Raw genomic sequence first — 25,789 nt, forward strand, 5'->3', positions numbered from 1 at the left:
TCGTGTATCCAACGGCAATGTCATGTGCATCGTCATATCGCTGTGACCATTCGGCGGGTGCCACCTATTTCCGAGTTATCGCAATGTTCTAATCCGCTGCTACTTTTTTTCGAGAGACTGTTGCTGTGGCCATCTCTGGTAACGATGAAATTCGCATTCTTGTACTCGACGATGATGCCGGAGACCGGAAAGCCATTCGTCGGCTGCTTAGTCGACCCGATTCGCATTTTCTGGTGACCGAATTCGCGGACGTCGAAACGGCGGTAGCCGGTGTACAAGCTCAAACGTTCGACTGCGCAATTGTCGATTTTGACATCGCGGGTGACGACGGGATCGATGCGACAAAACAAATCCAGGAAAAGTCCCCCGAATTGCCCGTCGTGATGGTGACCGGCCACGGGAATGAAGATGTCGTCCTCAAGGCGATGCGAAGCGGCATCTCAGACTACGTCCGCAAAGCCTCGCTCCAACCTCATGTGCTTATCCATGCGATCGAACAGGCAATCAAAAAACGATTGCTGGAGGACTCACTTGCCGAGCAACAACGCTACATGCGTGATTTTTCACGAGTGCTGGTCCATGACATTTCAGCCCCCGTTCGACAGATCGTTGCTTACACCGAAATACTCGTCCAATCACTGGGAGGAAACCTGGACGAAGACCAGAAAGTCTGTCTCGGCCACGTTCAGCGATCCGCACGGTACCTTCAATCATTGATCGCGGCATTGCACCAGTACAACATTGGAAATGCCCAAAACATCGAGCTCGCCGAAGTCGACTTGAATTCCGTCGTCGATCAGGCTTTGCAAAACCTCGATGAACAAATCGAGCGCGCGGGAGCCGTCGTGACACGCGGCAACCTTCCAACCGCTTATGGATCAGAGCCAATGCTTGTTCAACTCATGCAGAACTTGATCCAAAATGGGATCAAGTATCATGGTGAATCGCCACCAGTTATCTCGATCGGAAACCGGCCGCTAAATGATGGTGTCTGCATCTCCATTCGCGACAACGGAATGGGGATCGCCGAGAAAAATCTCACCAAGATCTTCGAGCCCTTTCGCCGTCTACATGGCGATGAGCTCCCAGGCAGCGGACTCGGTTTGGCTACCTGTTCCCGAATAGTCGAAAGCCTGAAAGGCAAACTCTGGTGCAAGTCCGAGCTCGGTCATGGAACGACGTTCTATCTTAAGCTATTGGCTGATCCCCAGGCGGAAAGTTCGATCCCCGCACCACACGGTAGATCCCAACGTGAGAATCGAGTGAGCAACGAAAATTTTGCTCCTTAGCAGCCTGTTGATTTTAGAGTGTCGCCTTTCGCTCTGCGAAAGCAGCGTTCTCCACCGCGCTTTTGCGGTGCAAAAGCCGACGTACTTCATAGAACAAATTTGAGAATCAACAAACTGTTACGCTTGGAACGTTGTGTTCTGAACGCGACATGATCTCGACGCCATGCCGCGTGGCGACTCCTTCGCAGACTATTCTTGGGGCTCAGTCATCTTCCAAGGATCGAGTGCTTCGGTCAGCTGGGCTTCCGGAAGAATGTTTTTCTCCAAGCACAGTTCGCGAATCGTCTGTCCGCTCGCAAAAGCTTCTTTCGCCAGCTTCGCTGCGGTTTCATATCCGATCAACGGATTCAAGCTCGTGCACATCGACAAGCTTTGCTCTACCGCAGCGTTGCACGATTCTTCGTTCGCTTCCATTTCTTCAACGCAGAACTCGATGAACGCGTCGACGCCCTTCGACAACAAGTGAATCGATTCTAGAATCGTATGAGCCATCACAGGCATCATGATGTTCAATTGAAAGTTTCCACCTGCTGCACCGCTGACCGTGATGACGGAATCGTTACCGATCACCCGCGCGGTCAACTGCATCATCGATTCACACATCACCGGGTTCACTTTGCCGGGCATGATCGAGCTGCCGGGTTGCCGCGATGGCAACTTGACTTCATAGAATCCACATCGCGGGCCACTTCCAAGCCAACGGATGTTGTTGGAAAGGTTGAACAGCGTTTGAGCAACACATTTCAGCTCGCCGTGCGACTGCACAAGGCCGTCCCGTTGTGCGTTCGCTTCGAAATGATTCACCGCTTCGATGAATTCAATGCCGGTGCGTTCTTGAAGCGCTTTCGCGACGCGAGATCCGAATTCTGGATGTGTATTGATTCCGCTGCCGACAGCGGTCCCGCCAACGGGTAACTCCAGAACGGCGTCGCGGGCAATTTCGGCACGGCGGATCGACAGTTCGACTTGCCGGGCGAATCCGCCGAACTCTTGTCCCAAACGCAATGGTGTGGCGTCCATCAAGTGCGTCCGACCGATCTTCATCACCTTGTCCCACGCGGCTGCTTTATCACACAGAATTTTGTGCAGTTTTTTCAGAGCGGGAAGCAACGCGGTTTGGATTTGAACGGCTGTTGCGACGTGAATCGCGGTTGGGAATGTGTCGTTGGTGCTTTGCCCCATATTGACGTGGTCATTGGGGTGAATGGGCTTTTCCATTTGTGTCCATTCGCCGCCGGTGATCTCAATCGCACGATTGCTGATCACCTCATTGACGTTCATGTTGCTGCTGGTACCGCTTCCGGTTTGAAAGACATCGATCGGAAAGTGTTCCGAGAGTTTGCCATCGACGACCTCTTCTGCCGCGGCCAACATCGCTTCGACCTGAGGATCGGTGAGCGGATTTTTCCCGCTTCCGGTCAGCTTGCCGAGATCTCGGTTCGCGACACCACAAGCGTGTTTGACCATTCCCATCGCGCGGATCATCGCATCAGGCAAACGCCAGCCACTGATTGGGAAATTTTCGACGGCGCGTTGAGTTTGTGCACCGTAGTAAGCGTTCGCGGGAACTTCGACATTTCCCATCGAGTCGTGTTCTTTTCGATAGTCCGTCATGATCGTTTTTCCAAGCAGAGGTTTCTCAATTCGGATGATAAGTTTATCGAGCGACACGGATTCGGCATAGCCGCACAAAAAAGCAACCGCGATGGCCCCTGCAGGGTGGCCACCGCGGTTGTGCGAATGCGTTTGCTTCAAGCGGACCGGATCGTCGCTACTTTGCGATGCAGTAGAGGTGGTGCTTGCCACGCAAGTAGATTTCGTCGCCGACGATGGCTGCGGATGCATCGATTTCGGAGTCCAGTTTGTTCGACGCGACGATCTCCAACGACTTTCCGTGCTTGATGACAATCGTTTCGCCATCGCGACCGGTGATGTAAATGTAGTCGTTGGCAGCTACCGGGCTCGCATAGATGCTGCGGATACCGTCCAAGCGTGATTCGTCAATGATCACTTCACCGGTTTCGGCATCACGCGATACGATGATGCCGTTGTTGGCTTTGACAAAATACAACTGGCCTTTGTAAAGCAGCGGTGAGGGCACATAGGGTGCGGCGTCTTCGCCGATCCAGCTGACCTGGTCAGTATCGGTGATGTCACCCTTGGAGGAGAGCGGGATCGAATAGATTGCGTAACCTCGATAGCCCGTCATCACGATCACGTTGTCTTTGTAACGAACTGGCGAAGGGATCGGATTGGAAGCTTGACCGCCACATTCCCAGATCAAGTCTCCGTTGGCGAGATCGTAGCTGCGGACTTTATTGGTGCCACTGGTGATCACTTGATATTGACCGTTGAACTCGGTGATCAGTGGGGTTGCCCAAGTGGTAGGCTCATCGCGTTTTTGTCGCCATTGTTCATCGCCCGTTGTCGCATCGAGTGCAACGATAAAGGATTCGCCTTCGTGGTCGAAGGGAACGACTAGTACACCGTTAGCGAGTGCAGGCGAACTGCCCTCGCCGAACTGGTTGCGAGTCTGCATCGTCCCGAGGTTCTTCTCCCAAAGCTTTTTCCCGTTGAGGTCCAAAGCAAAAACGCCACGCGAACCAAACGAAACATAGAGCGTCTCGCCATCGGTCAACGGCGACGACGACGCGAACGTGTTGGTATTGTGTCCCGCTTCGTGAGGTACCTCTTCGGTCATCACAGAACGCCAGACTTCGTCACCTGTTTTACGGTCGTAAGCAATGATTGCGAACTGGTGGAATTTCGTAGGAACGGATCCGCCGCCAAAACCACGGCGACCTCCGCGCTGTCGGCCACGATCTGGATTGTCCGCAGCTTGGCCGGTTGTTGCTTCGTCTGCGCCTTCTTTTGCGCGTTCGGTCTCAATGGCGGTCGCAACGTAGACACGATCCCCCAAGATGATCGGGGTGGAGCTGCCAGCTCCCGGGACTTCAATTTTCCAGCGAATGTTTTCCGATTCGCTCCACTCAATCGGTGGCTTCGAGTTTTCCGCGACGCCAGATTCTTGTGGGCCGCGCCAGCGTGTCCAGTCGCCCGTGGGTTCGGCGGCTGCGGCAATGGAAGTGATGGCGGATAGAAGCAATGCAGTGGCGAACGTTCTCATTAGCGGGCCCAGTCTCTTTGGCGGTCACCGAGGGAATTGTATCGAAATCAATCTCGCGATAGTCATTTTGGCTGGCTAACGCGCAAGTCACTCCGGTTGGTTAAACCGAAACCGTCGCCAACAGTTCCGCGGAGGAACGCCTTTTTTTCACTGGCAGGTTACCGACGAAGTGGCTCAAGTGACTTGTCCGTATTCTAGACGAGTATCAAGGAGTGTTGACCAGCGAGTGAAGATGAAATGTCGATGGTGTTTGGATTTGGCGCGAGGGCAGGGATCGCGCCCCGTGTTCATTAGACCAGCGTTTTCTCAGACCTAGCGACCTTGCCGTGATGACGGGACTTCGGTTGCTGCTACAGTGATACTGACTTGACGCAAAGAGGAATTGAACTGTTGTCTCCATCGGATATGAATCCTTACCCAGACGTGAACGGCAACGGAAATTCACGCACGTTTTCGGCGAAATCAACGGGAATAGGGAATGGAATAGGGAATGACGGTACGTCGAGTGATGCTGAGACACATGGAGCTCGCAACGATCAGCAGGCTTTAAATCTTGGCGAAGGTTCGGAAATTGATACGCCGACGGTCGTTGAAATGACCAATCGGAAACACAAACGAGCATCAGCGGCACGGCGTCCTGACTTAATCGGCGCATATCGACTCGGCCGACAGCTCGGCGAAGGCGGAATGGGAACCGTTTTCGAAGCCGTGCATACCAGTTTGGACAAAACGGTCGCGATCAAATTAATCTCCGCGGGAAAAGAGGCGGATCAAACGCAGATCGGTCAATTCAAGCGGGAACTAAAAGCGCTCGGCCGACTATCGCATTCGAATATTGTCGAAGCATACGATGGCGGTTTCGCTGACGGCGAGTACTACCTCGCGATGGAGTTGATCGACGGTCCCAGTGCTGGGCAAATTCTGTCCCGCGCCATGAAAGAGAGCAAGTTTCTTTCGATCGGCATTGCGGCGGAGATCGTCCGTCAAGCCGCCTTGGGACTACACCACGCACATGAGCAGGGGATCATTCACCGCGATATCAAGCCCAGCAATCTGATTGTCGACCGAACGGGAGAGGTCAAGTTGTTGGATCTCGGATTGGCCGCGTTTGAATCTTCCGTCCAAGATCGTGTCGATGCATCCAAGGAATTCGCTGCGGAGAAACCATCCAGTTCGGCCATTGGAACGATCGGGTATATGTCACCTGAGCAGGCAGCCCAGGGCACAGCGATCGGTCGTCAATCGGATCTGTACTCACTGGGTGTCACGCTTTACAAACTTTTGACAGGGCGGCTCCCGATCGAAGCTTCTGGCACTGGCAACGCCGCACAAATGTTTGTTGCGGTGCAGAACGAAACGCCTGTCGATCCAACGGTGTATCGTCCGGAGATTCCTGATGGCGTGTTGGAACTGATCGATCGGCTGTTGCAAAAAGACCCGCTGGCACGTCCCAAAACAGCGGATGAAGTCGCGACGGCGCTGAAAGACTTCGCGGCTGATGATCTAGCGGCGGCCGTGGAAGCCCTGCAGGAAGACGACACTGCCGCCAGCGCCGGTGAACGCACTGCTGTGCCAGTGAATTTGCCGACGTCTGTCCCGGGCACTCAAAATTGCAGTCGGTGGACGAGAAACTCGCTGACTTGGGGAGGACTCGTCATCTCACTGACAACTGCTCTCTTCGCAAATTGGATCGGCAGATCACTGAATGCCACTTCCAGTAAAGCGTTTGCATTGGTTGCTTCGGAACAAAACGCGATTGAAGAGGCCGAACTGAACGCGGCAGAAATGTTGCGTTCCGGTGAGTGGGAATTCCGTGTGACGGGAAAATTGCCGAGTCCGATTAATACCGAGTTCTACGAGAATTCCGCCGACTTAAGTTCAGATGGGTTGGTCTTGGTCTGTTCGTCGTCGGCGCGCCAAGACGAATCGATGGGGCGAGCAGATCTCTGGGTTTTCCAACGCGATGCGATCGACCAGCCATGGTCCAGCGGAACGAATCTTGGACCGCATATCAACAGCGAACATGATGAGGTGTTACCAAGCCTATTTGACGATGGCAACGCGATCGCATTCACGTTCTCCGACGGAGAAACGAAAACCGCCATGGTGATCCGCCGAGAATCACGTCAATCAGCCTGGTCCGAGCCGACTCCATTGTTACAGTGCACAGACTACCAGCCGTCGGTTGATCTGACTTCCGACGGATTAAATGCGGTCGTTTCAAGAAGCGTCACGTCATGGGACTTGTTCGTCATTCGCCGCAAAAATCTCGACAGTCCCTGGGGAGAGCCAATTCAGTTGGGGACATCGATCAACACCTACCTTGGCGAGGTCAGTGGTTCAATCAGTGATGACGGCCGCTTGTTAGTGTTCTCTCGCTTGAACACGAATCCGGACCTCTGGGTTGCGATACGTGATAGTTGGGATGATGAGTTTCTCTATGTCAGACGACTCTCCGACGTTTGTAACTGTCCGGGGTTTGAAAAACACCCGCGTTTGTCACCCGATGGAAAAACACTGTATTTCAGTGCGATTCGTGATGACGACCCGATTCACGATATCTATGTCGCAAGTCTCGTTAGGAAATAACGAAGTTCGACAAACCGGCATAAGAAGATGGCTTTTGTGTACCAAACGCTTTCCCATCTCGGGTAAGATCCATAGCCCCCACCGCGGACCGGTTCGCGCTGCGATCGTCTGTTAGAGGACCAACAGCACACCGTGACTGTTTCGCAGTGGTTGATGCGTCGAGAAATTTCAATGAATTTCGACGGATCGATACTCAGCTTCTCTTAAACCGAGGTCCCAAGGCGATGCGATTGAAGTCGATTCTTTGTCCAGTTCTTTTGTGGGCGACATGCGTTTGTCTTGCTGCAATGCACTCGACAGTCGCTGTCGGACAAGACGCTGTGGAGAAAGCCGAAACCAAAGTGGTTGATGCTCCAGCCGAGAGGTCAGATTTAAGCGAGAAGTTGATTGGCACATGGGTGCTGACGAAAACCGTTACGCCAGGCTCGCCTTCTGGTGTGGGAACTCGTTTGAAAATGATCACCCCAACTCACTGGTGCGTCGTTCAGCCGGACCCAATCAGCGGGACAATCGTGTTCCAACATGGCGGTACGTACAAATTGGACGGGAAAAAGTACGCCGAAAGCATCGACTTCGCTGGTGAAAGCACGTCTAGCTTGATTGGGCAAACCATGCGTTTCGAATTAATCATCGAAGACGACAAACTTTTGCAAAACGATCTGCAAGGCGTTTTCAACGAAACATGGGAAAGGGCAAAGCCATCCCAAAAATGATGGCCTACATCAGCGGTTACACACCGATTCGGTTTCCAGTCAAGTTTTGTGTTGTATCGATAGCTTCGACATCTAGATGGACAGCGTGATGGGAAAGAAAGCTCTGCTTTGCGGAATCAATGACTACAAGTCCGTGCTCGATCTGAAAGGGTGCGTCGCTGATGTTCACAACATGCAGAACCTGTTGCAGCACACCCTCGGCTTTCATCCCAACGACATCACCGTTCTGCTGAACCAAGATGTCACAAGAAAGAAACTCCGCTCGGCTTGGAAGTCACTGATGAGTGGAGCAACCGAGGGAGATACGCTGCTATTTCACTTTTCGGGACACGGCACGTTCAAGGTTGATGAGGAAGGCGAAGACGATGACGGCAATGACGAGATGTTCTGCCTTTGGGATATGGACTTTAACAATCCCAAGACGTACTTACTCGACGACGACCTAGACAAGTGGATCAAAGAGAAGCCCGATGGCGTAAAGCTGATTGTGGTCACCGATTGCTGTCATTCGGGGACCATCACTCGCATGTTGTTGATGCCCGGCTCCTTCGGTGCCGAACCGAAACTGGTTGACGTGGAGGCAACGGAGTTTTTGGCCAATGATCGAGGATTGGGCGGCGTCAGAGCAATCGAGAACTTTGCGATCACGCCAAGGTTTCTGCCTCCTCCCGAGCTGTTACTGGGGAATTCAAGGGCGATCGATCGAAGGCGAAAACGCCCGCGGGCACTGGCACGAGAATATGATCATCTGCATCTAGCCGCTTGTCGTGATGATCAGACCGCAAAAGACGCGCCGATCAATACGCAATACAATGGTGCGTTCACGTATCATTTTTGCCAAGCGGTCCGCAGCAATCCTGAAATCACTACCTTCGAATTGCAAAGCAAACTGGACGCGGCCTTGGTTGGGAATCCTTACGCCCAGAATCCACAGATCCACGGTGCACCTTCCTCCGGCCCGCTGTTCGCATGGGATCGAGGCCCGCGGGTACAAACTCCGGAAGCGGACGTCCCAGGGGCGACAACTGGAACCGCGCCAGACCAGTCGACCTCGACACAGCCGACTCCCATTGGCACTTCGAATCGCGACATGTTGATTCAAACGCTGCGCGACGTCGCGTTTCTGTTACGCAACGAATCAGCGCCCGCCAGCCGCGATGTTGATTCGGAAACCCGGAAATTGGTTTATGTTCATGGAATCGATGAACATCCGGGCGACTACTCGCTGCCTTGGTTTCAAGCGATGACCCCGTTTCTAGGCGGTCTCTATGGCGCGGGCAATCTGAACCAATCTCGGTTCGGCGTGCATTGGAGCAATTTGGTCAACGCGAGGGCCTTTGCTTCAACGGGCGATCACGACCAAATGGAATCGTTCAGACTGCAGATGATGTATGAAATCGAACAACGCAACGAAGGCTACGGCGCCGATCCACGATCGATTGGCTCACGTGGCGGCGGACCACAGTTTGATGACTTCTTGTTGTATCTGCTTCGGCCATCGGTTCGGTCAGCGATCTTGCAACGGTTTTATGAAGTCGTACGGCCTCGCTTGAGCGCCGGGGAAACGATTGACTTGATCACACATAGCTGGGGCACGGTCGTTGCCTACGAAGGCCTGTTACAACTGGATGCCGAACATTTGCCAGGGAAAGTAAAGAACCTCTTTACTGTGGGCAGCGCTTTGTCAATCTCAACCGTGCGATGGAAACTTGGCTTGCGCAACGTCAAGCCGCAGTCTGTTCAGCGTTGGTTCAACGTCGCGGCCAAAGGCGACGGGATAGGCGGTTCTTTGAAAGCGTATTTTCCAGTGACGGAAGATTATCAGCAGCTTGAACCGACAGGTTGTGAGCGTGGGTGGCTGGGGTATTCGCTCGGCTGTGCTCACAGTTCGTACTTCAACCCAAACAACTTGGTCGTCAATCGCGATATCTTCGCCAAGCATTTGCTGGAAGCGTAAAGCAAATCATCTGGCTCTTGCCCAAGAATTGCCCCAACTGAGCGTCGATAGCGACGCTCGCGTTGCCGCTAGGACACGGTCATCCGAATGATTGTCGCCAATCGTGATGACCGTGCCGGGTAAAAGGAATCCAAAGCGGATCAGTCCAGCAAGTGCACGAGCAACCCACTGCGAAGCTTGGGTTCAAACCAAGTGCTCTTGGGAGGCATCACCTCACCGGCATCCGAAACGGCCATCAACTGCTCGATGGAAGTCGGGTACATCGAAACGGCGCAAGCCCATTCTCCCGACTCAACCTTTTGTTCCAATTCGCCAGTTCCGCGAATACCGCCAACAAAGTCGATTCTTGGATCGGTGCGTACGTCTTCGATCCCAAAGATTGGACCGATTACACGCTTCTCCAAAAGCGCCACATCCAGCGAGTTGATCGGATCACTGTGATCAATCGCTTCATCGGCGATTTCCAGCTTGTACCAGCTGCCTTCCATATAGATACAAAAGCTGCCTGCCTTATCTGGAACGGGATTGTCCGTTGGTTCCAACGTGCCGACATCAGTCAAACGCTCGCGCACCGTTACGGCCGTTTGCCCGTTGAGGTCTTTGAGCACACGATTGTAAGCCAGAACGTTCAACTGTGATGCAGGGAACAGTACGGTCAAGAACCAGTTGTACTCTTCTTCGCCGGTATGATTGCTGTTCGCTTCACGGCGAGCCTTACCAGCACGCCACGCGCTCGCAGCGCGATGGTGTCCATCGGCAACATAGAACGCTGGGACTTCACCAAGCGCCTTGCAGTAGATCTCAGACGAGTCAACGTTCCAGACGGTGTGCTGCACACCGTCTTCGGCGGTGAAATCGAACAGCGGCTCACTTTGAATCGCGGATTCGACGGACTGATTGATTTGCTCGTGATCACGGTAAGTCAAAAAGACAGGGCCCGCGTTCGCGGCTAACGTCATCACGTGGCGAGTCCGATCGTCTTCCTTTGCAGGACGGGTGAACTCGTGCTTCAGGATTTTGTTGTTTTCGTAATCGTCAACGTGACAGCACGCGACCACCCCAATCTGGCTCTTGCCATTCATGATTTGGCGGTATAGAAAAATTGATTCTTGTTCGTCCTGCTGCAGAACGCCAGTGTCGATGAACTGCCGAAAGTTCTCCGCCGCCTTCGCGTAGATTTCGTCGGCATACGGATCCGTGTCTGCCGGCAAGTCGATGTCTGGTCGGACGACATGCAGGAACGATTCCGGATTGCCTTCAGCTAGTTTGGCTGCTTCGGCGCGATTGACAACGTCATAGGGGACGCTGGCGACGCGGGCCGCTTTTTCGGCGGGGGGACGGACGGCACGAAATGGTTTAACGCGTGGCATGGTGACGATGGGGAAATCGTAAAAGAGGTTTGTTTTCTGGCGATTTCGCAGGTTGCGAAGTTTCGAATCCGGACGGATCGCTTCGTCCCTCGCACCAGATTTTCCCAGTTTTTATAGACGCGCAAACGGAATTGCGACAGCCCTCGCCCATCCGGTGCGGCTGACCAGAATCCGTGAAACCATCTCCGACAATGGTGCCCTTGAACCGGATAAACTGGGGGCGTCCCCAGTTTGAATGCCGCCTCTGCTGATCCGATTGGACGCGAAATCACGCTGTTCGATTTCCTAGCCCACTCGTCCGTCAAGGTTCCGTGCCGGGTTCCTGCGTCTTTTCTTTCCCCGCGAGCCGATCATGAAATCGCTGTTAAATCTTGTGCTGTGCCTGGTTGTCTCGCTCGTCTGCTCTCGCGCTGGTACTGCTGCCGAGCGGCCGAACATCATCCTGATTGTCTGTGATGACATGGGTTTCTCCGACATCGGATGCTATGGCAGCGAGATCGAAACCCCGAATCTCGATCGCTTGGCCAGAAACGGTTTACGACTGCGAGATTTCCACAACAACGCAAAATGCACCGAAACGCGAGCATCGTTGCTGACCGGACTTTGGCATCATCAGACCAACCAATTGAAAAAACCAGGGAACGTGACGCTTGCGGAGGTCTTGGGACAAGCCGGCTATCGAACGATGATGAGCGGCAAGTGGCACCTATCTGGTCACCCCATGGACCGTGGGTTCGACCGGTACTTTGGCTTCCTAAGTGGTGCGATTAATTACTTCACCGGCAAAGATTGGGGAAGTGGCGAGAACTTGATGCGACTGGATCGAGACGAGTATCAAACGCCAAGCGATTTCTACTCAACCGACGCGTTCACCGACTATGCGATCGAGTTTCTCAACGAAGCCCGCCAGCAGCAAGACGGTGAAAGCTCACAACCTTACTTCTTGTATCTCGCCCATAACGCTCCGCATTTTCCTTTGCAGGCTCCAGCAGAAGCGATCGCCAAGTATCGCGGACGGTACGACGCGGGATGGGACAAGCTGCGGGCACAACGATACGAGCGGCAACAGCAACTAGGACTTATCGATCGCACGTGGCCGTTGTCAAAACGTGACCCGAATGTCGAACCCTTTGACAACCTGACTCCATCGCAGCAAGACTTTTTAATCCCAATGATGGAAGTCTATGCGGCGATGGTCGACCGGTTAGATCAAAACATCGGAAGACTGATCGATGACCTGGAGCGTCACGACGAACTTGACAACACGCTTATTATTTTTTTCTCCGACAACGGTGCCTGTCCGTATCAGCGATTGAAATCAGAAGGCGTTCCTCCGGGACCTGTTGAAAGCGATGTCGCCTACGATGCCCGCTGGGCCCATTTTTGCAATACGCCGCTGCGTTTGTATAAACAATACGCACATGAAGGCGGAACACTCTCGCCAATGATCGTGCATTGGCCAAATCGAATCACGAGAATCGGCGGCTTCTCAGATGCGACCCATCACATTGTCGATTTGATGCCGACGTTCGTCGAACTTGCCGGCGGCAAGTATGCACCCTCTGGTTCGGCAAAGGAAACGGAGACATTGACATTGCCGATGGAAGGCATTTCGATGCTCGGCACCTTCGATGGCTCGCCACAACAGTCACGTCCGCCGATCTTTTGGGAGTTCTCCGCGAACCATGCCGTTCGTGATGGCCAATGGAAACTTGTCGCCGAACGTGGCAAGCCCTGGGAACTCTATGACCTGTCCCGTGATCGCACCGAGACACAAGACCTGAGCCTTTCCAAACCGGCAATAGTTACGCGAATGGCAGAAGCCTACGACCAATGGGCCAACCGAGTGGGAGCAAAGTCCCATACGCAAAGTGAAACTGCAAAGCCCAGTAGGCAATCTCAGCAATTCGATCTATCGAGCCGCTAGTACCGCACGATCGAGCCTGGTTAGCGAATCGAAACGCAACACCAATTGACTCGCCAAATACCGAAAACAAGAAAAACCCCTACAGCCTGAACCCCATGTTGCCGATCTTCCGATAGCAAGGGGGAAAGCTTCATCGCATGCTCGCGCATCTGCGCGCCCCGATTTGTCGTGTCCAAAGGATTCTTGGACGCTAGCTCGATGTGACGTGGGATGAGGACATCAGGGATGAAAACGCTCGCACGATCGTTTGTATTGGTTTCAATGGGGCTGCTATCCGTTGCGGCGCAATCTAGCGACGCGGATGCCCAACGTCCCGTCGTACCGGGTACCGGAAGCGAGATCGTCGGTGTTGCCGACGACTTCGAAGATCCGTCGTGGAACTACATTCCACGTGACCCGAAAAGCACCGAGGATATCGACGAAAATCAGCGTGGACCGATGGGGCGAAGCACCAACGGACGCTGGTACGAAGGTGTCAAACGCGGCCACCCAGATGTTGTCAAACGTGTATCGACCCCAGAGGGTGGGATTCCCGGAAGCACCGGCGCTCTCTTGATGCGCAGCAAGTTTACCGGAATCCCCGGCCGTCCCAGCGGCACGATGCACCAAGACGACTTCGTTGCCAATGTCCAGTACCGCCTCAAGCGACGTCTCGACATCTCGGAAGTCCCATCGGTGACGACCCGAGTCTTCTTGCCGCCGGTTGAGTCTTGGGAAGACCGCAGTGGTCCACACTTCGGTTTCCGTCTGGCGCTCGAAACCACAGCGATGGTTGACAAGGAAGTCGGCGTTGGGATCTTCAAACGCACCGTCGAAGAGATGGGCAACGAAGTCTACTGGCCCGGCATGTTTGTCGAGTTCGAGAGCAAAAAGCAAACTCGTAAAGAACACGACTACGCGTACTTGCGAATTCGCGGAAATAGTCGAGGCGGGGATTTCCGTGGTCCCCAAATCACCACCACCGGCTGGTGGACGATGGGCATGAGCGTGACTCCGGACGGCATGGTGCACTACTACGCTTCGCCAGGCATCGACGACCTAACCGAAGACGACTACATCACCAGCCAGTACCCGTATGGCTACCGCGCCGAGCGGTTCCGTACATTCTTCTACAACGTCTGCAGTGCTGACGACGGGCAGCGCTGGAGCACAACGTTTATCGTTGACGATCCTAAAGTTTTCGTACTGCGTCCCAAAGGACAACAGCGGATCGCAACACGCCCCAACTAGGCTAGCAAGCCTTGCTGGTTGACAATCGAATGACGCTACGGGCTGGAATCGGTGATCGATTTCAGCCCGTGTTGTTTTGGTGAAGAGACGTGCATGTACACGGTTGCCATGATCCCCCCTGTCACGATTGTCCGAATTTGAATCTGGACGTTGTCCCTCAGTTCCCTTGCCGCACGCCAATTAGCGACCAATTCTGAAACAGGGACGATGCCGTATGGCTTGGCGTCGGATTGGTCTCCGCTATCTAAGCATCAAGGGAATGTTCAACTCCACTGCGATACACAAAATGCGGGTTGGGATCACGGTTTTGACCGTGACATGCCTGATCGCTATCTGTGGCTATGTGGTCGCCGGTTGGAGTTACGTAGACGCGCTCTATATGGTGGTGATCACCATTTTTGGAGTCGGCTACAGCGAAGTTCAACCGATCGATTCGCCCTCGTTGAAACTGTTCACGGCCTCACTGATTGTGGCCGGTTGCAGTTCGGCGATTTACGTTCTTGGTGCCTTCATTCAGATGATTACCGAAGGCGAAGTCTTAAGAGCCATAGGGGCACACCGAATGAGTTTGGGCATCAAGGAAACGACCGGTCATGTGATCGTTTGTGGCTACGGTCGTGTCGGCCAAAACCTCGTCAAAGAGCTACGGCACCTTGGTGTCGACTTCGTTGTGATCGACCGAGACATGCAGCGGCTTAATGAAGCCGAACGCGAAGGTCACCTGGTGATTTGTGGTGATGCCTCGTGCGAGGAAACACTCACCTCCGCCGGGATCGATCGCGCGAGTGCTTTTGCGGCGGTCTTGCCAAGTGATGCCGAAAACGTGTTCGCAACATTGACCGCTCGCGAGCTGAATGAATCGATCGAGATTGTTGCCCGATGTGAGACCGAATCGACGGAACGAAAACTGTATCGCAGCGGGGCGACGCGTGTCGTCTTGCCAACCATGATTGGTGCTTCACGAATCGCGCACTTGATCACCTGCCCAACGATCGAATCGATCGTCGATGACACGCGTTCGCTCTATCGACTGAACCAAGACTTAAAAATCTTCGGACTGGACTTGCTTGAAATACCGATCGACGGGAAGTCAGCTTTCCAGAACAGGACCGTACGTGAAATCGAAAGCAGCGGTGACGGTGGCAACGTGATTGTCGCGATTCGGGGACACGAAGGTGACATCGTTCGGAATCCCGAGGCCAATCGAACGATCGTTTGCGGAGACCATCTGATCGTGCTCTCCCATCGCGAAGACCTCGCAAAACTCCATCACAAGGTCTCGCATCAAGGTGCCACGCTGGCCAGCGTGTGAAATCCTTTCTTCGCCCACCGACAAATCTGCGTTGTGCAATTTGGCAGTTTGTCGTTTTGCGTTGAATAACGCGATCGACTTTCTATCACGATCGCGGACAAATACTTGGTCAGGATGCCCCTTCAGAACATTCGGGTTTCCCGTCGCGTTTCACGGGCGGTTTCGGCATCGATCTTGCATCAAGTCACTCTCAATTGATATTGCAACAAGCAACCAAACGATAAAACGAGTGACTCATGCGACTTTCACGTACATCAAACTATTCGTTGGCGCTACTGTGCTGTTCCGCCTTCTCAAGCGTCGGATTTGCACAGGGCCCTAGTTTTTCAAGCCAAGCCGGACAGCGACCTTCGTCAGCAGCATCGCGAATGCAATCGATCGGGTCGGCAGGTCTTCTGGAATCGTACCGCGGACAGCTCGGGCAAGCGACGAATCAGCCAACAGGTCGACTGCAAAGCAACCAAGCCAGTTCGTTGCGTCAGGTCGGTTACCGAGGCGACGCGGATGTTGCAGCCAGCTCAAGAGTCCAGCAGACGGTCTGGATGCAAGGTTCCGGGATGGGGTTCCCAGGTGGCGATATTCCTGGCGGCACGAATGCCCCTTCGATGCCGACGTCACCAGACCCAGCCTTACCGGAGACTGCGCCCTACACGCCTGCCCCACAGTCGCAGCGAAGTCTCCCTTCGCCCGCTCCCGCACAATCATTTGCGAACAGTTCTAATGTTCCCTCGCCGTCGGATTTGACGCCGATGGACCCGCCGTCGTTGCGGTCGAACGCTTTCGCTCGAATGGACAATTGCAACCAGATTACGCCTCCAAGCCACTACCAATACATGGCAGCGAATGTCTACAGCGGAGGCTGTGGCGCGGTCGCTCCTATGGGGTATGCGACGGTTGCGCCGACGTCACTTGCACCAGAAATAGCAGCTCCGGCGGTGATGCCTACAGTCGCCACGACGGGACCGATGATCGCCCCACCAGTGGCAACGCCCGCGGCACCCGCACGTGCACTGATTTCATTGGGCCAAGATCGTTACATGGTCCAGGTCGGGCAGGGCTTGTGGGGGCAACCGGTGGCATACGTTCCCGGACAAGCATTACGCAATTGGTTGCGTTACTTTTCGCCGTAATGATTGGTTTGGCTGATCGAGTTTTGGCTTTGCCACCGAAGGCCGGACAGACAAGATTTCGGGAATATCGAGGTTCTGAGGGGATCTGCATCGCTCGATCTTAAAACAAAGTTCTCGAGCCGCTTGCAAGGAACGAGCGGAGCCGATACTTTACTGCACCACCGAAGAGCGAACCCGGCGACAGTCGACTCACTCTAGGTAGAACCAAGCGGATGTGGCGGAACTGGCAGACGCGCTAGATTCAGGTTCTAGTCCTCGATAAGGGGGTGGAGGTTCAAATCCTCTCATCCGCACTCAATCAACCCTGGCAAGATTGCAGCTCGCAAGCTTGTCGGGGTTTTTTGATGCGCCGATCGCAACTTTCGCCTCATTGTCAGCGAACTTCAATGCGAGAATCACGATCTTTGGCGACACCATCCACAGGAGGATCGCGATGCCGGAGACTCTCTCAATCAATCGACTTCATCAGCACCGGATATGGTCCAACCATCGACTGCTTGCCGCCGTGCAAGAGCTTTCGGCGGAGCAGCTTCGGCAACGGTTTGAGATCGGACAAGGCTCGATTTGGAAAACACTGACTCACCTCTACGCCGCCGAATACGTTTGGCTGGCTGCACTGAAAGGCGACGTGACCCCGCTTACGCCAGGTGATCAACAGGGAAAGCTTCCGGGGAACCAAGAAGGAGACAATCCAATCCAGACTCTCAGCGAACTCGAACAACGCTGGCGTTTGCTTGATAAAGAGTGGCAAGGCTATCTGGACGCGCTCAAGGATGCCGATTTAAACCGCCCGATCAACAAGGTCAGCTCACTCTCTGGTCAACGATCTTCTACGAAGTGTGTGGATATCTTGCTACACGTCTGCACCCACGCGCAATACACGACGTCACAACTAATCAACATGCTCCGCCAAGTCGGCCATACGGAGCTACCAGACGTAATGCTAATCACGATGGCAAGAACCAGCTGAACTCCCGAGTGGAAGCTGACTGCATCTTTCTAAACAGGTACCTGGTACCTGTTTAGTTCGAAACAGACCACTTTTGCTCGAACTAGCGAGATTTTGCAATGCTCGAATTGCACACAGCAACCTCTCACTGGACCAATAAGACAGCGTTTAGTTGTGGTGATCTGATAGGTTCGACCCTTGTGCCAATTGAAAAAGATGATGCCACAATTCCTGCCGCATTGCGTCACGACTTAGCGTATTGCGTCACGACTTAGCGTATTGCGTCACGCGAGGCGAGGCCCGCCAGTTCGTGTAGAAATGCGGCATGTCAATCTACCGGATTGGTTGAAATATGCTGAAAGTGACCCTTCCGTTGGTTGCTTCCGTTGGGGGGAGTGGTAGTCTCCCACGCGTTGTGATTCGTAGGGGGCGTACGAATTGGTGAATCAATTCTTGTATTCAGCAGCGAGACCAACGATGCGTTCATTGAAGAAGTTAGTGGTTTGTATTGCCGTGCTTTTTGCAACAGCGGGGCAAGTTCAGGGTGGAATTCTATTTCACTTTACTGAATCAGGTGGAAGCGTTTTGATGCAATCGTCCGGAACATTTAACACTGCAAATTTGGTTTCCGTGCCAACCTCCGGTTGGGGAAACTCTGGGGTCGAGACTAACACGGCTCCTCAGTCAGATATCATGGGCGATACCACGATGGGGGCGGTAAACACTGCTTTTGGGTTTAACGCAGGCACCGACCTTTCGCCATGGGTTGGTGATATGTTTACCACCTCCAATTTCAATTGGTCGTCGACCGGTACGACCCAATTCGCGACATACTACTTCAGCGGTGGTCTGCGAACTCCTGGAATCGCCATTGCGGCCGATGACCTTTCAGGCAATATCTGGACCCCGGACGTCTCCTGGTCAAAGTCGGGTACCTTTGCCAGCTTAGGATTAACGGAAGGTCTCTACACGATTACGGACGCCGTTACCAGCGAGTCCATTTCCATTCAAATCGGAAACCAAGTCGCGACGGTTCCTGAACCAACCACATTTGCCATGTTCTCGATTGGCGCCTGCATCGCAGGTTTTGGCGGGCTTCGTCGTCGACGAGAAGCATAGTAATCAGCGTCAATCCATAAGCGTAAACTGACGGGCGGCCTGTGAATGGCCGCCCGTTTCCATTTTGAGGCTTCTCGGATTTTTGAAGCCTTGAAGATGCCCCCATTTAGAAACACCAGTCTGGGTTCTGCAACAGATCGGACCTATGGACTCAAGGATGAACCGAAGTCCGTGGGTTCGAAGGCAGCGAATCATCGCTTCGTCCACTTACAAAAGCTTTCGAGCGGTTCAGTCAAGGTACCTTCAACTCCACTGCGGTAAAGCAATCACTCCACGGGCCGGATGGTGCCATCCATAAAATGTCACTGTCAGGTGATGAGCGGCCTGATCTGGCTCGTTTCGAGTCAGCAAACACTCGTCCAGGCGAAGATGAATGAACGGGTTTTCGTTGCCGCCGGGGCACTGGATCGCAATCCCAAAGTCTTCTTCGGCGTCTGGGAAATCAAACTGTAGAAACTTTGATTCACCCAGTGAGCCGTACAGCCACGTGGCGGCCTCCCATTGCATCGCCGGGGGAGGCAGTAGCTCGATCGCCTGCTGAAACTTCGCTCTAGCTTCGGTAAACGCTTCTTCCTCCATCAACACATTGCCTTGCTCCGACAGCGCAGTGATCCGCTGATAGACAGAAGGTGAAATTTCCAACCTACACCTGATATGACTGCGGCGCGACAGTCGATTCGAAGTTTCGTTATAAGCTTGCGAACCGACCACGACCTTGCCGTCGTACTGCAACCCTAGTCGTGTTATCGCCCGAAGTTGACAAATTCTTCTGTGCATTCCGGGTCAAGGTAGTGCCCAAACCGCAGAACACACTGAGACTGACTTGGGAAAAGCTCCTCACTGATCGCCGAAAAGAAACGCCTAGTATCCCGGCAGCTAAAGTAGATCCGTGCTTCGCCCTCGCCAAATTCCGCATCTTCAAACTCCCAATCCAGCCGATCGGCAGCGGGCGTTTGTCTGTTCGTTCTATCGAATGCAGACTCGAGCCTGTCAATCATCGCCTGCACCCACTTACGCTGGTCGATGGCAGGGTCGAGATCGGCCATTCCAAAGCGAAACACCAGTGTCTCGCAGGTTCCGGCCTTACCGACATCTGCCTTCTTCGTTCCTGTACGAATAATCTGCTCACCAGCCTGTTGACATCGTTTTCGTTCGGTTTGGCGAGGTGCTCTTCCAGTCGTCTGCCGGGGAAGACACGCAGCCAGCGGATCGCGACTTCTTCGTCGCTCCACTGAGCACAGACATCCGGCCGGTTGCGGAGGATCTGATGCATATGGTTGCTCATGACCGCATAGCTGAGCAAATCAACGGCAAATACCGAGGCGAGCGCTTCGAGACGGCGGCGGATCCATTCTTTGCGAAAGGAATAGTCCTTCCCGGAAACGGGATCGACGCCGGCGAGCCAAGCGCGGCGAACACAACGCTGCTGGATATGGACTATACAGACATCACCTGAGGTGAACTGTTCACATCGCTTAGGCCGAGGCATCGCACTCTCCTGTGTGGGGGCGCGGTCAATCTACCGGACGAGCGGATCGAGTCAAGCATTTGGTGGGTGGCACCATTCGGACTCTTGTGTGGCATGCCTACGATATGCCATTCGATTCCGACATACTTGACGATCTTTTCCACAGCGTCGACTTCACCGCGTTCGTCGTTGAGGCCTGCGCCGCCGGTCGCCTTCCATGTCCCGTCGCAGTTCGCCAAAGGGTATACGAGGAATATGAGCGACAATTGCGAGAACGAAACCTGAAATAGGCCCCGCAAATATTCTCTATTTTTTCTTCGGTCTCACTTGCTTTGCTATCGCTTGTCGCAAAAATAACAGCATTAAGGAAAAACCGTGCTTAAGCGAGGGAACGTTATGCCTGAAATGCGAAAGCAAGATTACGTACGTCAAATCGAAATTCTCGATCGTCGCATCGACGAGCTGACCAAGCCCGTCCCTTCTCGCGACATTCTTCACGCCGCCAAAACCATTGCGGCGGCAGATCCCGGTAATTTTTATCGCCCAGGCACATTCACGAGCGAAGATTACGACAATCTTTGTGAGGCGAAATACGCACTCGAAGAGTTTTTGCCACGCATTCTAGCGGTCATCCGCGACCACTCTATCGACCCGGACACCGGATGGAGATTTGAGACGCTATCCAATAGCTTCGGCGATTTTGGTAATTGTGCCATCTGCGATGGGCCATTTCAGCATCTTGAAGCGACCGTCAAGGTGCATCTCAGCTTCATGCGGCCCGGAACTTTCGCTGGCGTATGTCGCGAATGCGTCGGCTACTACGCACCGCTCGAATTCACGGAAAGGGAGGACGTCGATGCATGGCGGGGGGATTGCATCGACATCTGCGAGCCACGGGAAAAGGATTCCAAGAAAGAGGAGCAGCGACGCGACCTAATCGACGCAATTCGCAACCATGCCTTAGCGACACATTATTTTGGGGAGATTGCCCAGCAAGCCCCGAAATGGGCAGAAGATGCATTTGGCGAATGGCGGTAGCCAATTGCCAGACCTCCGCTCAGGCAGCGCTCAGTTTATCTCTCGCTTTCCATGTCCCATGAAGAAATCGTCTAAGTCCAAGCCGAAACTTCCGCAACAAAGCGATCGCATCATCCAGCGTGGCAAGCGGCCACCGACCCTGCCCAAGCCCAGGCCCCGGCCCAAACCTGCACCGCATAAGCCGCAATGAATGATTCGGACTTAGACTATCAAGCCTATCTCAGCGAGCGACAGTCCACGGTTGAGGCGGAGCACTCCGGCGCCGCTACCTATGACAAGTGGCTCATTACGCTCGCTTCCGGTGCGTTCGGCCTGTCGATCATCTTCTTCAAAGACATCGCACAAGGAAAGCCGCGTGATGGGACCGCCGTCCTGATTGTCGGCTCCTGGGCTTTGCTGCTCGCAAGCATCTGCTGCACCATGGCATCATTTCTGACCTCGCAGGCGGCCTTCGTGCGCTACCGCGAGATTCTCGATGCCAGGCAAGTAAACGAAAACGAAGATGCAATCGATGAGACCAATCTCTGGAGCACTGTCGTCCTCATTCTAAATATTGCCTCCCTGATCAGCTTCATCCTCGGTGCTCTGTTGCTGGCCCTGTTCTGTATCCAAAACGTCAAGGATTAGCCCATGTCCAAGAAACAAGATTTTGGTAAGCGACCACCCAAGCCGCCGGTCATGCCACCAAGTGGCAAAGGCAAGCCCCAGCACGGAGCGCGCCCGCCCAAGTCGCCACCGGCCAAACCGCCGGTTAAGACCAAGTAGCCCGGCAAGTTCGCAAGCTACGTTTCGGTTATGAAATTTGGCGAGCCCGTGGCTCCGAAGGCCTGCCAAAACATGTCATAGAGAGAGCTGAATGGATGGTGCCATCCATCATCCAGATAAGCGAGTTGTAATGGAACCACGGCGTTCGCGGTACAATAAGCGGTCGTTGGGCCTCTGCCGCGATTAGCTGGCTCGTTCAGGATCATGCAACTGAGTTTTGATACAGAGTCGGCGCAGCGTGGTACCGAAGGCTTTCACTTTCATTCGGTGGCTGGTGCGTTGGCGATGGCTAATTTGATCAGCGACACGCTAGTCGAAGTAGGCCGCCGCGATTGCTTGGCCGCGATGATGCTGCCGGCCTGTTTGCCTTGCGTGCTCTCGGATGGATTCTGAGCTACCGATACACGAGGCCTTTCCGAAGAACTTGGCCGAACGATTTCGGGACCTTTGCCGACAGCCCGTCGACACTCTGCTTCGCTGCCCAGCGAAGCAGTCCCCAGTACGTCTCCCAGTCCACATTCAAAAAGCCGCGGTCACTGCTTCGCACCCCTTCGGCATGGACTTCGGCGTCATCAGAACGCTTGTCGGGTTTGAGTCTCAGGGGACTGAGCCAAGCGTCGCGCCGGATGCGTTTCCCTGTCGGGTTCTTGCGGCTTTGCTTTCGCTTTTGGCGCAGTTCATCGACTGGTGTTTCGCGGATCTCCCGCCCCGCTTCTGCGGTGCTCACTGGCTTGAGATCAAACGCGGTCGATGGGATCTGCTCGCCGCGTTTTGATTTCGCCCGATCGTAAGCACTTGTATGGGGACATTGGTCGGGACTCTCTGCCATCGCCGCACGGACCGGATTGAGATCAACGTACTGAGATCAACGGACATGACGCAGGCCAACAAGCCAGCCTCATCCACAATCCGCTGCGATTTAAAGCGTCCTTCCCGGAAACGGCATCCACGCCGGCGAGCCAAGCGCGGCGAACACAACACTGCTGGACATGGACTATACAGACATCACATGAGGTGAACTGTTCACATCGCTGAGGCCGAGGCATCGCACTCTCCTGTGTGGGGGCGCGGTCAATCTACCGGACGAGCGGATCGAGTCAAGCATTTGGTGGGTGGCACCATTCGTCACGAGTTGTGGAATTCGCACCGCCGGCCCCTCCGGGGCGAGCCTGTGGTTCGTATCGCAATCTCGGGGTTGCCACCCCGAGCTACCGACGCGGACTCCTCGGGAGTCAAGCCTGCCCGTAGTCGAAGTGCAATCACGCTGCGTGTTCGGACATGATTCCATTGGGGCGAGTGTTGAGTCATACCGCACACGCCCCGGAGGGGCCGGCTTGGTTAGCTCGGGGCGGGAGCCCCGAGTTTTAAAAAACTCACCATGCAATCGCCCCGGAGGGGCCGGCGTCGCTACACGATGATCCGTGACCAACACGCACGATTCAATTTGCAATGTTCATTTTGCAATTTGCAATCCTGGCCGTTCGGAGTTGCTGGACCGGATGCAACGGAACCGTGGCTAGCGCCATGCGGCTAATTGGGAGCAGTGGTTGGATTGTTGCGCGGCCTGTGTCTTATCAGCCGCATTCGCGCTAGCGAGCGGTTTCTTGGCTGGAGTTTATGGCATGCTTGTAGGCCAGCGGAAACGCGTTCAATCGTCTGTTGATTTTCAAACTTGTTCACTTCCTACGTGGCCCTATGCTTCGCAAGAGCAGCGGTGGAGAACGCTACTTTCGCGGAGCGAAAGGCGACACTCGAAAATCAACAGGATGTTAAGTGAATTAGCGGATGGTGCCACTCACCAACCCTGACGTGGGCGAAGCGAGATTGTTAGTTCGCAATCGAGGACCGGATGCTTGTCGCTATGGATCAGATCGCAGTCGCTGAAAAGGCAAAGGCAATTGGACTATCAAGACGCCTCATGTCATCGTTTTCAATGTTGGCTTTGTTCAAGCTCTGGGATTCGTTGCGCCAGCTTGTGTGACCAATGCCCCAATCCATGAAATGTTGGAGTTCGGAAGAGTATCATACCAGTTCATTTCCGAATTCTCATCGCACTGGTTTTTATCGCTTTGGCAGTGCGTTTTCATCTCCCTGGATGGGTGTTCGCGGGAGTACTGCTCCTGTTTTTCTGCATTGGATTTATTGAAGTGCAAACTGAATCAATGAAGCAAGAAGAGGCAAACGACGGGGAAGCACCGATTGAACCTGCGGCGGATGATTGATGCGACCACAAGGAACAGAAATGCACTGTCATGATCGAACTTAGAGTTGAGTGTGCTTGCGAACATCGCGCGAACAGGTAGCGGCACTACTCCGGCGGTGATTCGAGTTGAGCGGCGGCAGAATGAAGCCATGCTTCGAGATTTGAATATCCGTCACCGTCGTCATCGCTGTTTGGTTCAGGGGGGAGCGTGAGTCTGGTTGAACTTGAAGTTGGCTTTGCAAAGCCAACTTCGGCGACTGAATCGATGATCGTACCGCGTCGCTCGGTGATCGTTTGAATGATCCTGCGGTCGTTCGCATCACGGTCGTTGGGTCGACTCCCGACGTTGGACAGCAACTCGTTTTCTAGAACCGTCGCATCAAGTCGTTTGAGCGGTTTCACCGTGACCGGTGCGGATGTCACCAAGGGACTTACGTTCGACCGAATATCGAGCAGGTCATTGTGCGGCCCGAGATTGCCAGAGTGATGGAGTTGGCTGCCCGCTGCGATATTGTTTTCGACGATTACTACAGCATGCTCGTTTTGGCTTGAAGGGCCGTAGATGAATTGATTGTCCCAGAGCGTTGAAGCGAGCGGACCGGAACCTTCGGGATCAAAGTAGCCGACTGGCCAACGACCGGGGTTATAGACCAGATTATTGACGACCAAACTGCTGGTATCGCCTTTGATCGTTGGGTTGCGGTCGTCCGAATGTGCAAACACATTGCGAATCAAACTGATGCGCCGACTGTGATCCCCAATCAAGACCGCCTTCGAATGTCTCCCTTTTGGATGCAGCGAATTGTCGAGCTGTTCGGCGATCAGGCAGTGGCTTACCGTCACGTCCCGCACTCCTCTGTACCAAGTTGAGAAGCCTTCATCGATCGCCCAGCTCATACTGACATGGTCGATCACGATGTTGAACACCGACGTTTCACCGTCTTCGCTTCCGATGACTTGAATCGCATCGCGATCTTCGGGCTTGTGACCGGGACCGTCGCCAATTCGTATCGCGAGATGTTGAACCAGAACATCATGGGTTCGGATCGAAAGGCCAGCCCCAGACAGCGTGATCCCTGGTGCGGGTGCACATTGTCCCGCGATAGTGACAAATGGATCGGCAATGACGAAATTAGTTGCCGCCTCGATCACACCGCCAACTGAAAAGACAATTGTTCTTGGGCCTTTTGCATTGAGCGCTTCGCGCAGTGATCCGCTCCCCGTGTCGGCAAGTGTCTCGACAACGAAGACCCGCCCCCCACGGCCAGCGATAGTATCCGTACCAAATCCTTCTGCGCCAGGAAAGATAGCGAGCGACTCGCTGAGATCCCTGTGGGCGTCGTCCAAGTTTGGGAGTGGAGGACTCGGCGTTTTGTGTTGCAGAAATGCGATCACACCAACGGCCGCAATCAGAACACCAATCGTCAAGAATCGAATCATAGTACGTGCCAGGCCCCCCCTCGGCGACTTGCGTTAACGGCCCCCTGACACAGCGACGCACTTCGCCGGTAAGTCAATTGTTCGAACATAGCTTGTTAGCACAACGGGTTATGATACCGCTTCCAATCACGCCGTCAGTCTTCCTCGCAAGATTCAAACAACA

The 25,789-nt window shown here is 54.1% G+C and carries 19 protein-coding genes, 1 tRNA gene and 2 pseudogenes; 15 read left to right on the forward strand and 7 right to left on the reverse strand.

Annotated features, from left to right (window positions below):
* Nucleotides 1–125: 125 nt before the first annotated feature.
* On the forward strand, nt 126–1,289 hold the full coding sequence (locus CGZ80_RS16840) for a sensor histidine kinase (RefSeq protein ID WP_094416555.1): 1,164 nt from the start codon (nt 126–128) through the stop codon (nt 1,287–1,289).
* A gap of 189 nt (nt 1,290–1,478) precedes the next feature.
* On the opposite strand, the gene CGZ80_RS16845 is transcribed toward CGZ80_RS16840, so the two are convergent.
* Nucleotides 1,479–2,903: a class II fumarate hydratase gene (locus tag CGZ80_RS16845; RefSeq protein ID WP_094416798.1), complete on the reverse strand. Its 1,425-nt coding sequence runs from the start codon at nt 2,901–2,903 to the stop codon at nt 1,479–1,481.
* A gap of 157 nt (nt 2,904–3,060) precedes the next feature.
* Nucleotides 3,061–4,416: a PQQ-binding-like beta-propeller repeat protein gene (locus CGZ80_RS16850; RefSeq protein ID WP_094416557.1), complete on the reverse strand. Its 1,356-nt coding sequence runs from the start codon at nt 4,414–4,416 to the stop codon at nt 3,061–3,063.
* A 390-nt stretch (nt 4,417–4,806) separates the two neighbouring features.
* Between CGZ80_RS16850 and CGZ80_RS16855 the strand changes: the two genes are divergently transcribed.
* The 3 genes from CGZ80_RS16855 to CGZ80_RS16865 all read left to right on the forward strand — a co-directional run bounded on the left by CGZ80_RS16855 (nt 4,807) and on the right by CGZ80_RS16865 (nt 9,675).
* The gene (locus tag CGZ80_RS16855) at nt 4,807–7,005 is read left to right on the forward strand and encodes a serine/threonine-protein kinase (protein WP_143543991.1); all 2,199 of its coding nucleotides are present in this window, start codon (nt 4,807–4,809) and stop codon (nt 7,003–7,005) included.
* Between the two features lie 287 nt (nt 7,006–7,292).
* The gene (locus tag CGZ80_RS16860; RefSeq protein WP_143543992.1) at nt 7,293–7,718 is read left to right on the forward strand and encodes a hypothetical protein; all 426 of its coding nucleotides are present in this window, start codon (nt 7,293–7,295) and stop codon (nt 7,716–7,718) included.
* 88 nt (nt 7,719–7,806) lie between these two features.
* Nucleotides 7,807–9,675, forward strand: coding sequence for a caspase domain-containing protein (locus CGZ80_RS16865; protein WP_158222743.1), 1,869 nt, complete (start codon nt 7,807–7,809; stop codon nt 9,673–9,675).
* 140 nt (nt 9,676–9,815) lie between these two features.
* Here CGZ80_RS16865 and CGZ80_RS16870 read toward each other — a convergent pair whose 3' ends face one another.
* Nucleotides 9,816–11,045, reverse strand: a complete 1,230-nt coding sequence (locus tag CGZ80_RS16870; RefSeq protein ID WP_094416565.1) for a DUF1015 domain-containing protein — start codon at nt 11,043–11,045, stop codon at nt 9,816–9,818.
* A 352-nt stretch (nt 11,046–11,397) separates the two neighbouring features.
* On the opposite strand from CGZ80_RS16870, the gene CGZ80_RS16875 reads away from it, so the two are divergent.
* From CGZ80_RS16875 to CGZ80_RS16910, 7 genes are all read left to right on the forward strand, one after another.
* Complete coding sequence (locus tag CGZ80_RS16875; RefSeq protein WP_094416567.1) at nt 11,398–12,972, forward strand: arylsulfatase; 1,575 nt, start codon at nt 11,398–11,400, stop codon at nt 12,970–12,972.
* Between the two features lie 225 nt (nt 12,973–13,197).
* On the forward strand, nt 13,198–14,202 hold the full coding sequence (locus CGZ80_RS16880; RefSeq protein WP_233148477.1) for a hypothetical protein: 1,005 nt from the start codon (nt 13,198–13,200) through the stop codon (nt 14,200–14,202).
* A gap of 259 nt (nt 14,203–14,461) precedes the next feature.
* Nucleotides 14,462–15,514, forward strand: coding sequence for a potassium channel family protein (locus tag CGZ80_RS16885; protein WP_158222744.1), 1,053 nt, complete (start codon nt 14,462–14,464; stop codon nt 15,512–15,514).
* Nucleotides 15,515–15,750: 236 nt separating this feature from the next.
* Nucleotides 15,751–16,644, forward strand: a complete 894-nt coding sequence (locus tag CGZ80_RS27650) for a hypothetical protein (protein WP_143543993.1) — start codon at nt 15,751–15,753, stop codon at nt 16,642–16,644.
* 208 nt (nt 16,645–16,852) lie between these two features.
* A tRNA-Leu gene (locus CGZ80_RS16900) sits at nt 16,853–16,937 on the forward strand.
* 140 nt (nt 16,938–17,077) lie between these two features.
* Nucleotides 17,078–17,614, forward strand: coding sequence for a DinB family protein (locus tag CGZ80_RS16905; RefSeq protein ID WP_094416575.1), 537 nt, complete (start codon nt 17,078–17,080; stop codon nt 17,612–17,614).
* A 672-nt stretch (nt 17,615–18,286) separates the two neighbouring features.
* Complete coding sequence (locus tag CGZ80_RS16910) at nt 18,287–18,712, forward strand: PEP-CTERM sorting domain-containing protein (RefSeq protein ID WP_158222745.1); 426 nt, start codon at nt 18,287–18,289, stop codon at nt 18,710–18,712.
* A 243-nt stretch (nt 18,713–18,955) separates the two neighbouring features.
* Here the strand turns inward: CGZ80_RS16910 and CGZ80_RS16915 are convergent, their stop codons facing one another.
* Nucleotides 18,956–19,354 carry a tetratricopeptide repeat protein gene (locus CGZ80_RS16915; protein ID WP_094416580.1) on the reverse strand — a complete coding sequence of 133 codons (399 nt, stop codon included), beginning with the start codon at nt 19,352–19,354 and terminating at the stop codon, nt 18,956–18,958.
* 483 nt (nt 19,355–19,837) lie between these two features.
* A pseudogene (locus tag CGZ80_RS16925) lies at nt 19,838–20,201 on the reverse strand (hypothetical protein); the annotation flags it as partial.
* 375 nt (nt 20,202–20,576) lie between these two features.
* Here CGZ80_RS16925 and CGZ80_RS16930 point away from each other — a divergent pair.
* The 4 genes from CGZ80_RS16930 to CGZ80_RS28310 all read left to right on the forward strand — a co-directional run bounded on the left by CGZ80_RS16930 (nt 20,577) and on the right by CGZ80_RS28310 (nt 22,376).
* Nucleotides 20,577–21,218, forward strand: coding sequence for a hypothetical protein (locus CGZ80_RS16930; RefSeq protein WP_094416584.1), 642 nt, complete (start codon nt 20,577–20,579; stop codon nt 21,216–21,218).
* Nucleotides 21,219–21,404: 186 nt separating this feature from the next.
* Nucleotides 21,405–21,845, forward strand: coding sequence for a hypothetical protein (locus CGZ80_RS16935; RefSeq protein WP_094416586.1), 441 nt, complete (start codon nt 21,405–21,407; stop codon nt 21,843–21,845).
* A gap of 3 nt (nt 21,846–21,848) precedes the next feature.
* A complete protein-coding gene (locus CGZ80_RS29020) occupies nt 21,849–21,983 on the forward strand; it encodes a hypothetical protein (protein WP_255407719.1) in 135 nt (44 codons plus the stop codon).
* Between the two features lie 204 nt (nt 21,984–22,187).
* Entirely contained in the window at nt 22,188–22,376 is a 189-nt protein-coding gene (locus CGZ80_RS28310; RefSeq protein ID WP_198953727.1) for a hypothetical protein, read from the forward strand.
* Here CGZ80_RS28310 and CGZ80_RS28700 read toward each other — a convergent pair.
* Both CGZ80_RS28700 and CGZ80_RS16945 read right to left on the reverse strand, forming a co-directional pair.
* Nucleotides 22,293–22,925: pseudogene (locus tag CGZ80_RS28700) on the reverse strand (hypothetical protein); the annotation flags it as partial. The gene CGZ80_RS28310 and the pseudogene CGZ80_RS28700 overlap by 84 nt on opposite strands.
* A gap of 1,366 nt (nt 22,926–24,291) precedes the next feature.
* On the reverse strand, nt 24,292–25,626 hold the full coding sequence (locus CGZ80_RS16945; protein WP_094416588.1) for a hypothetical protein: 1,335 nt from the start codon (nt 25,624–25,626) through the stop codon (nt 24,292–24,294).
* Nucleotides 25,627–25,789: the final 163 nt, after the last annotated feature.

Source organism: Rhodopirellula sp. MGV, from assembly GCF_002251265.1.
Lineage (GTDB): Bacteria > Planctomycetota > Planctomycetia > Pirellulales > Pirellulaceae > Stieleria > Stieleria baltica_A.

Bases quoted from the DNA above. Each gene is read 5' to 3' on its own strand.
- CGZ80_RS16845 (WP_094416798.1), bottom strand. From the start codon at position 2,903: ATGACGGACTATCGAAAAGAACACGACTCGATGGGAAATGTCGAAGTT.
- CGZ80_RS16850 (WP_094416557.1), bottom strand. From the start codon at position 4,416: ATGAGAACGTTCGCCACTGCATTGCTTCTATCCGCCATCACTTCCATT.
- CGZ80_RS16860 (WP_143543992.1), top strand. From the start codon at position 7,293: ATGCACTCGACAGTCGCTGTCGGACAAGACGCTGTGGAGAAAGCCGAA.
- CGZ80_RS16865 (WP_158222743.1), top strand. From the start codon at position 7,807: ATGGGAAAGAAAGCTCTGCTTTGCGGAATCAATGACTACAAGTCCGTG.
- CGZ80_RS16870 (WP_094416565.1), bottom strand. From the start codon at position 11,045: ATGCCACGCGTTAAACCATTTCGTGCCGTCCGTCCCCCCGCCGAAAAA.
- CGZ80_RS16875 (WP_094416567.1), top strand. From the start codon at position 11,398: ATGAAATCGCTGTTAAATCTTGTGCTGTGCCTGGTTGTCTCGCTCGTC.
- CGZ80_RS16880 (WP_233148477.1), top strand. From the start codon at position 13,198: ATGAAAACGCTCGCACGATCGTTTGTATTGGTTTCAATGGGGCTGCTA.
- CGZ80_RS16885 (WP_158222744.1), top strand. From the start codon at position 14,462: ATGTTCAACTCCACTGCGATACACAAAATGCGGGTTGGGATCACGGTT.
- CGZ80_RS27650 (WP_143543993.1), top strand. From the start codon at position 15,751: ATGCGACTTTCACGTACATCAAACTATTCGTTGGCGCTACTGTGCTGT.
- CGZ80_RS16905 (WP_094416575.1), top strand. From the start codon at position 17,078: ATGCCGGAGACTCTCTCAATCAATCGACTTCATCAGCACCGGATATGG.
- CGZ80_RS16910 (WP_158222745.1), top strand. From the start codon at position 18,287: ATGGGCGATACCACGATGGGGGCGGTAAACACTGCTTTTGGGTTTAAC.
- CGZ80_RS16930 (WP_094416584.1), top strand. From the start codon at position 20,577: ATGCCTGAAATGCGAAAGCAAGATTACGTACGTCAAATCGAAATTCTC.
- CGZ80_RS16935 (WP_094416586.1), top strand. From the start codon at position 21,405: ATGAATGATTCGGACTTAGACTATCAAGCCTATCTCAGCGAGCGACAG.
- CGZ80_RS29020 (WP_255407719.1), top strand. From the start codon at position 21,849: ATGTCCAAGAAACAAGATTTTGGTAAGCGACCACCCAAGCCGCCGGTC.
- CGZ80_RS28310 (WP_198953727.1), top strand. From the start codon at position 22,188: ATGCAACTGAGTTTTGATACAGAGTCGGCGCAGCGTGGTACCGAAGGC.
- CGZ80_RS16945 (WP_094416588.1), bottom strand. From the start codon at position 25,626: ATGATTCGATTCTTGACGATTGGTGTTCTGATTGCGGCCGTTGGTGTG.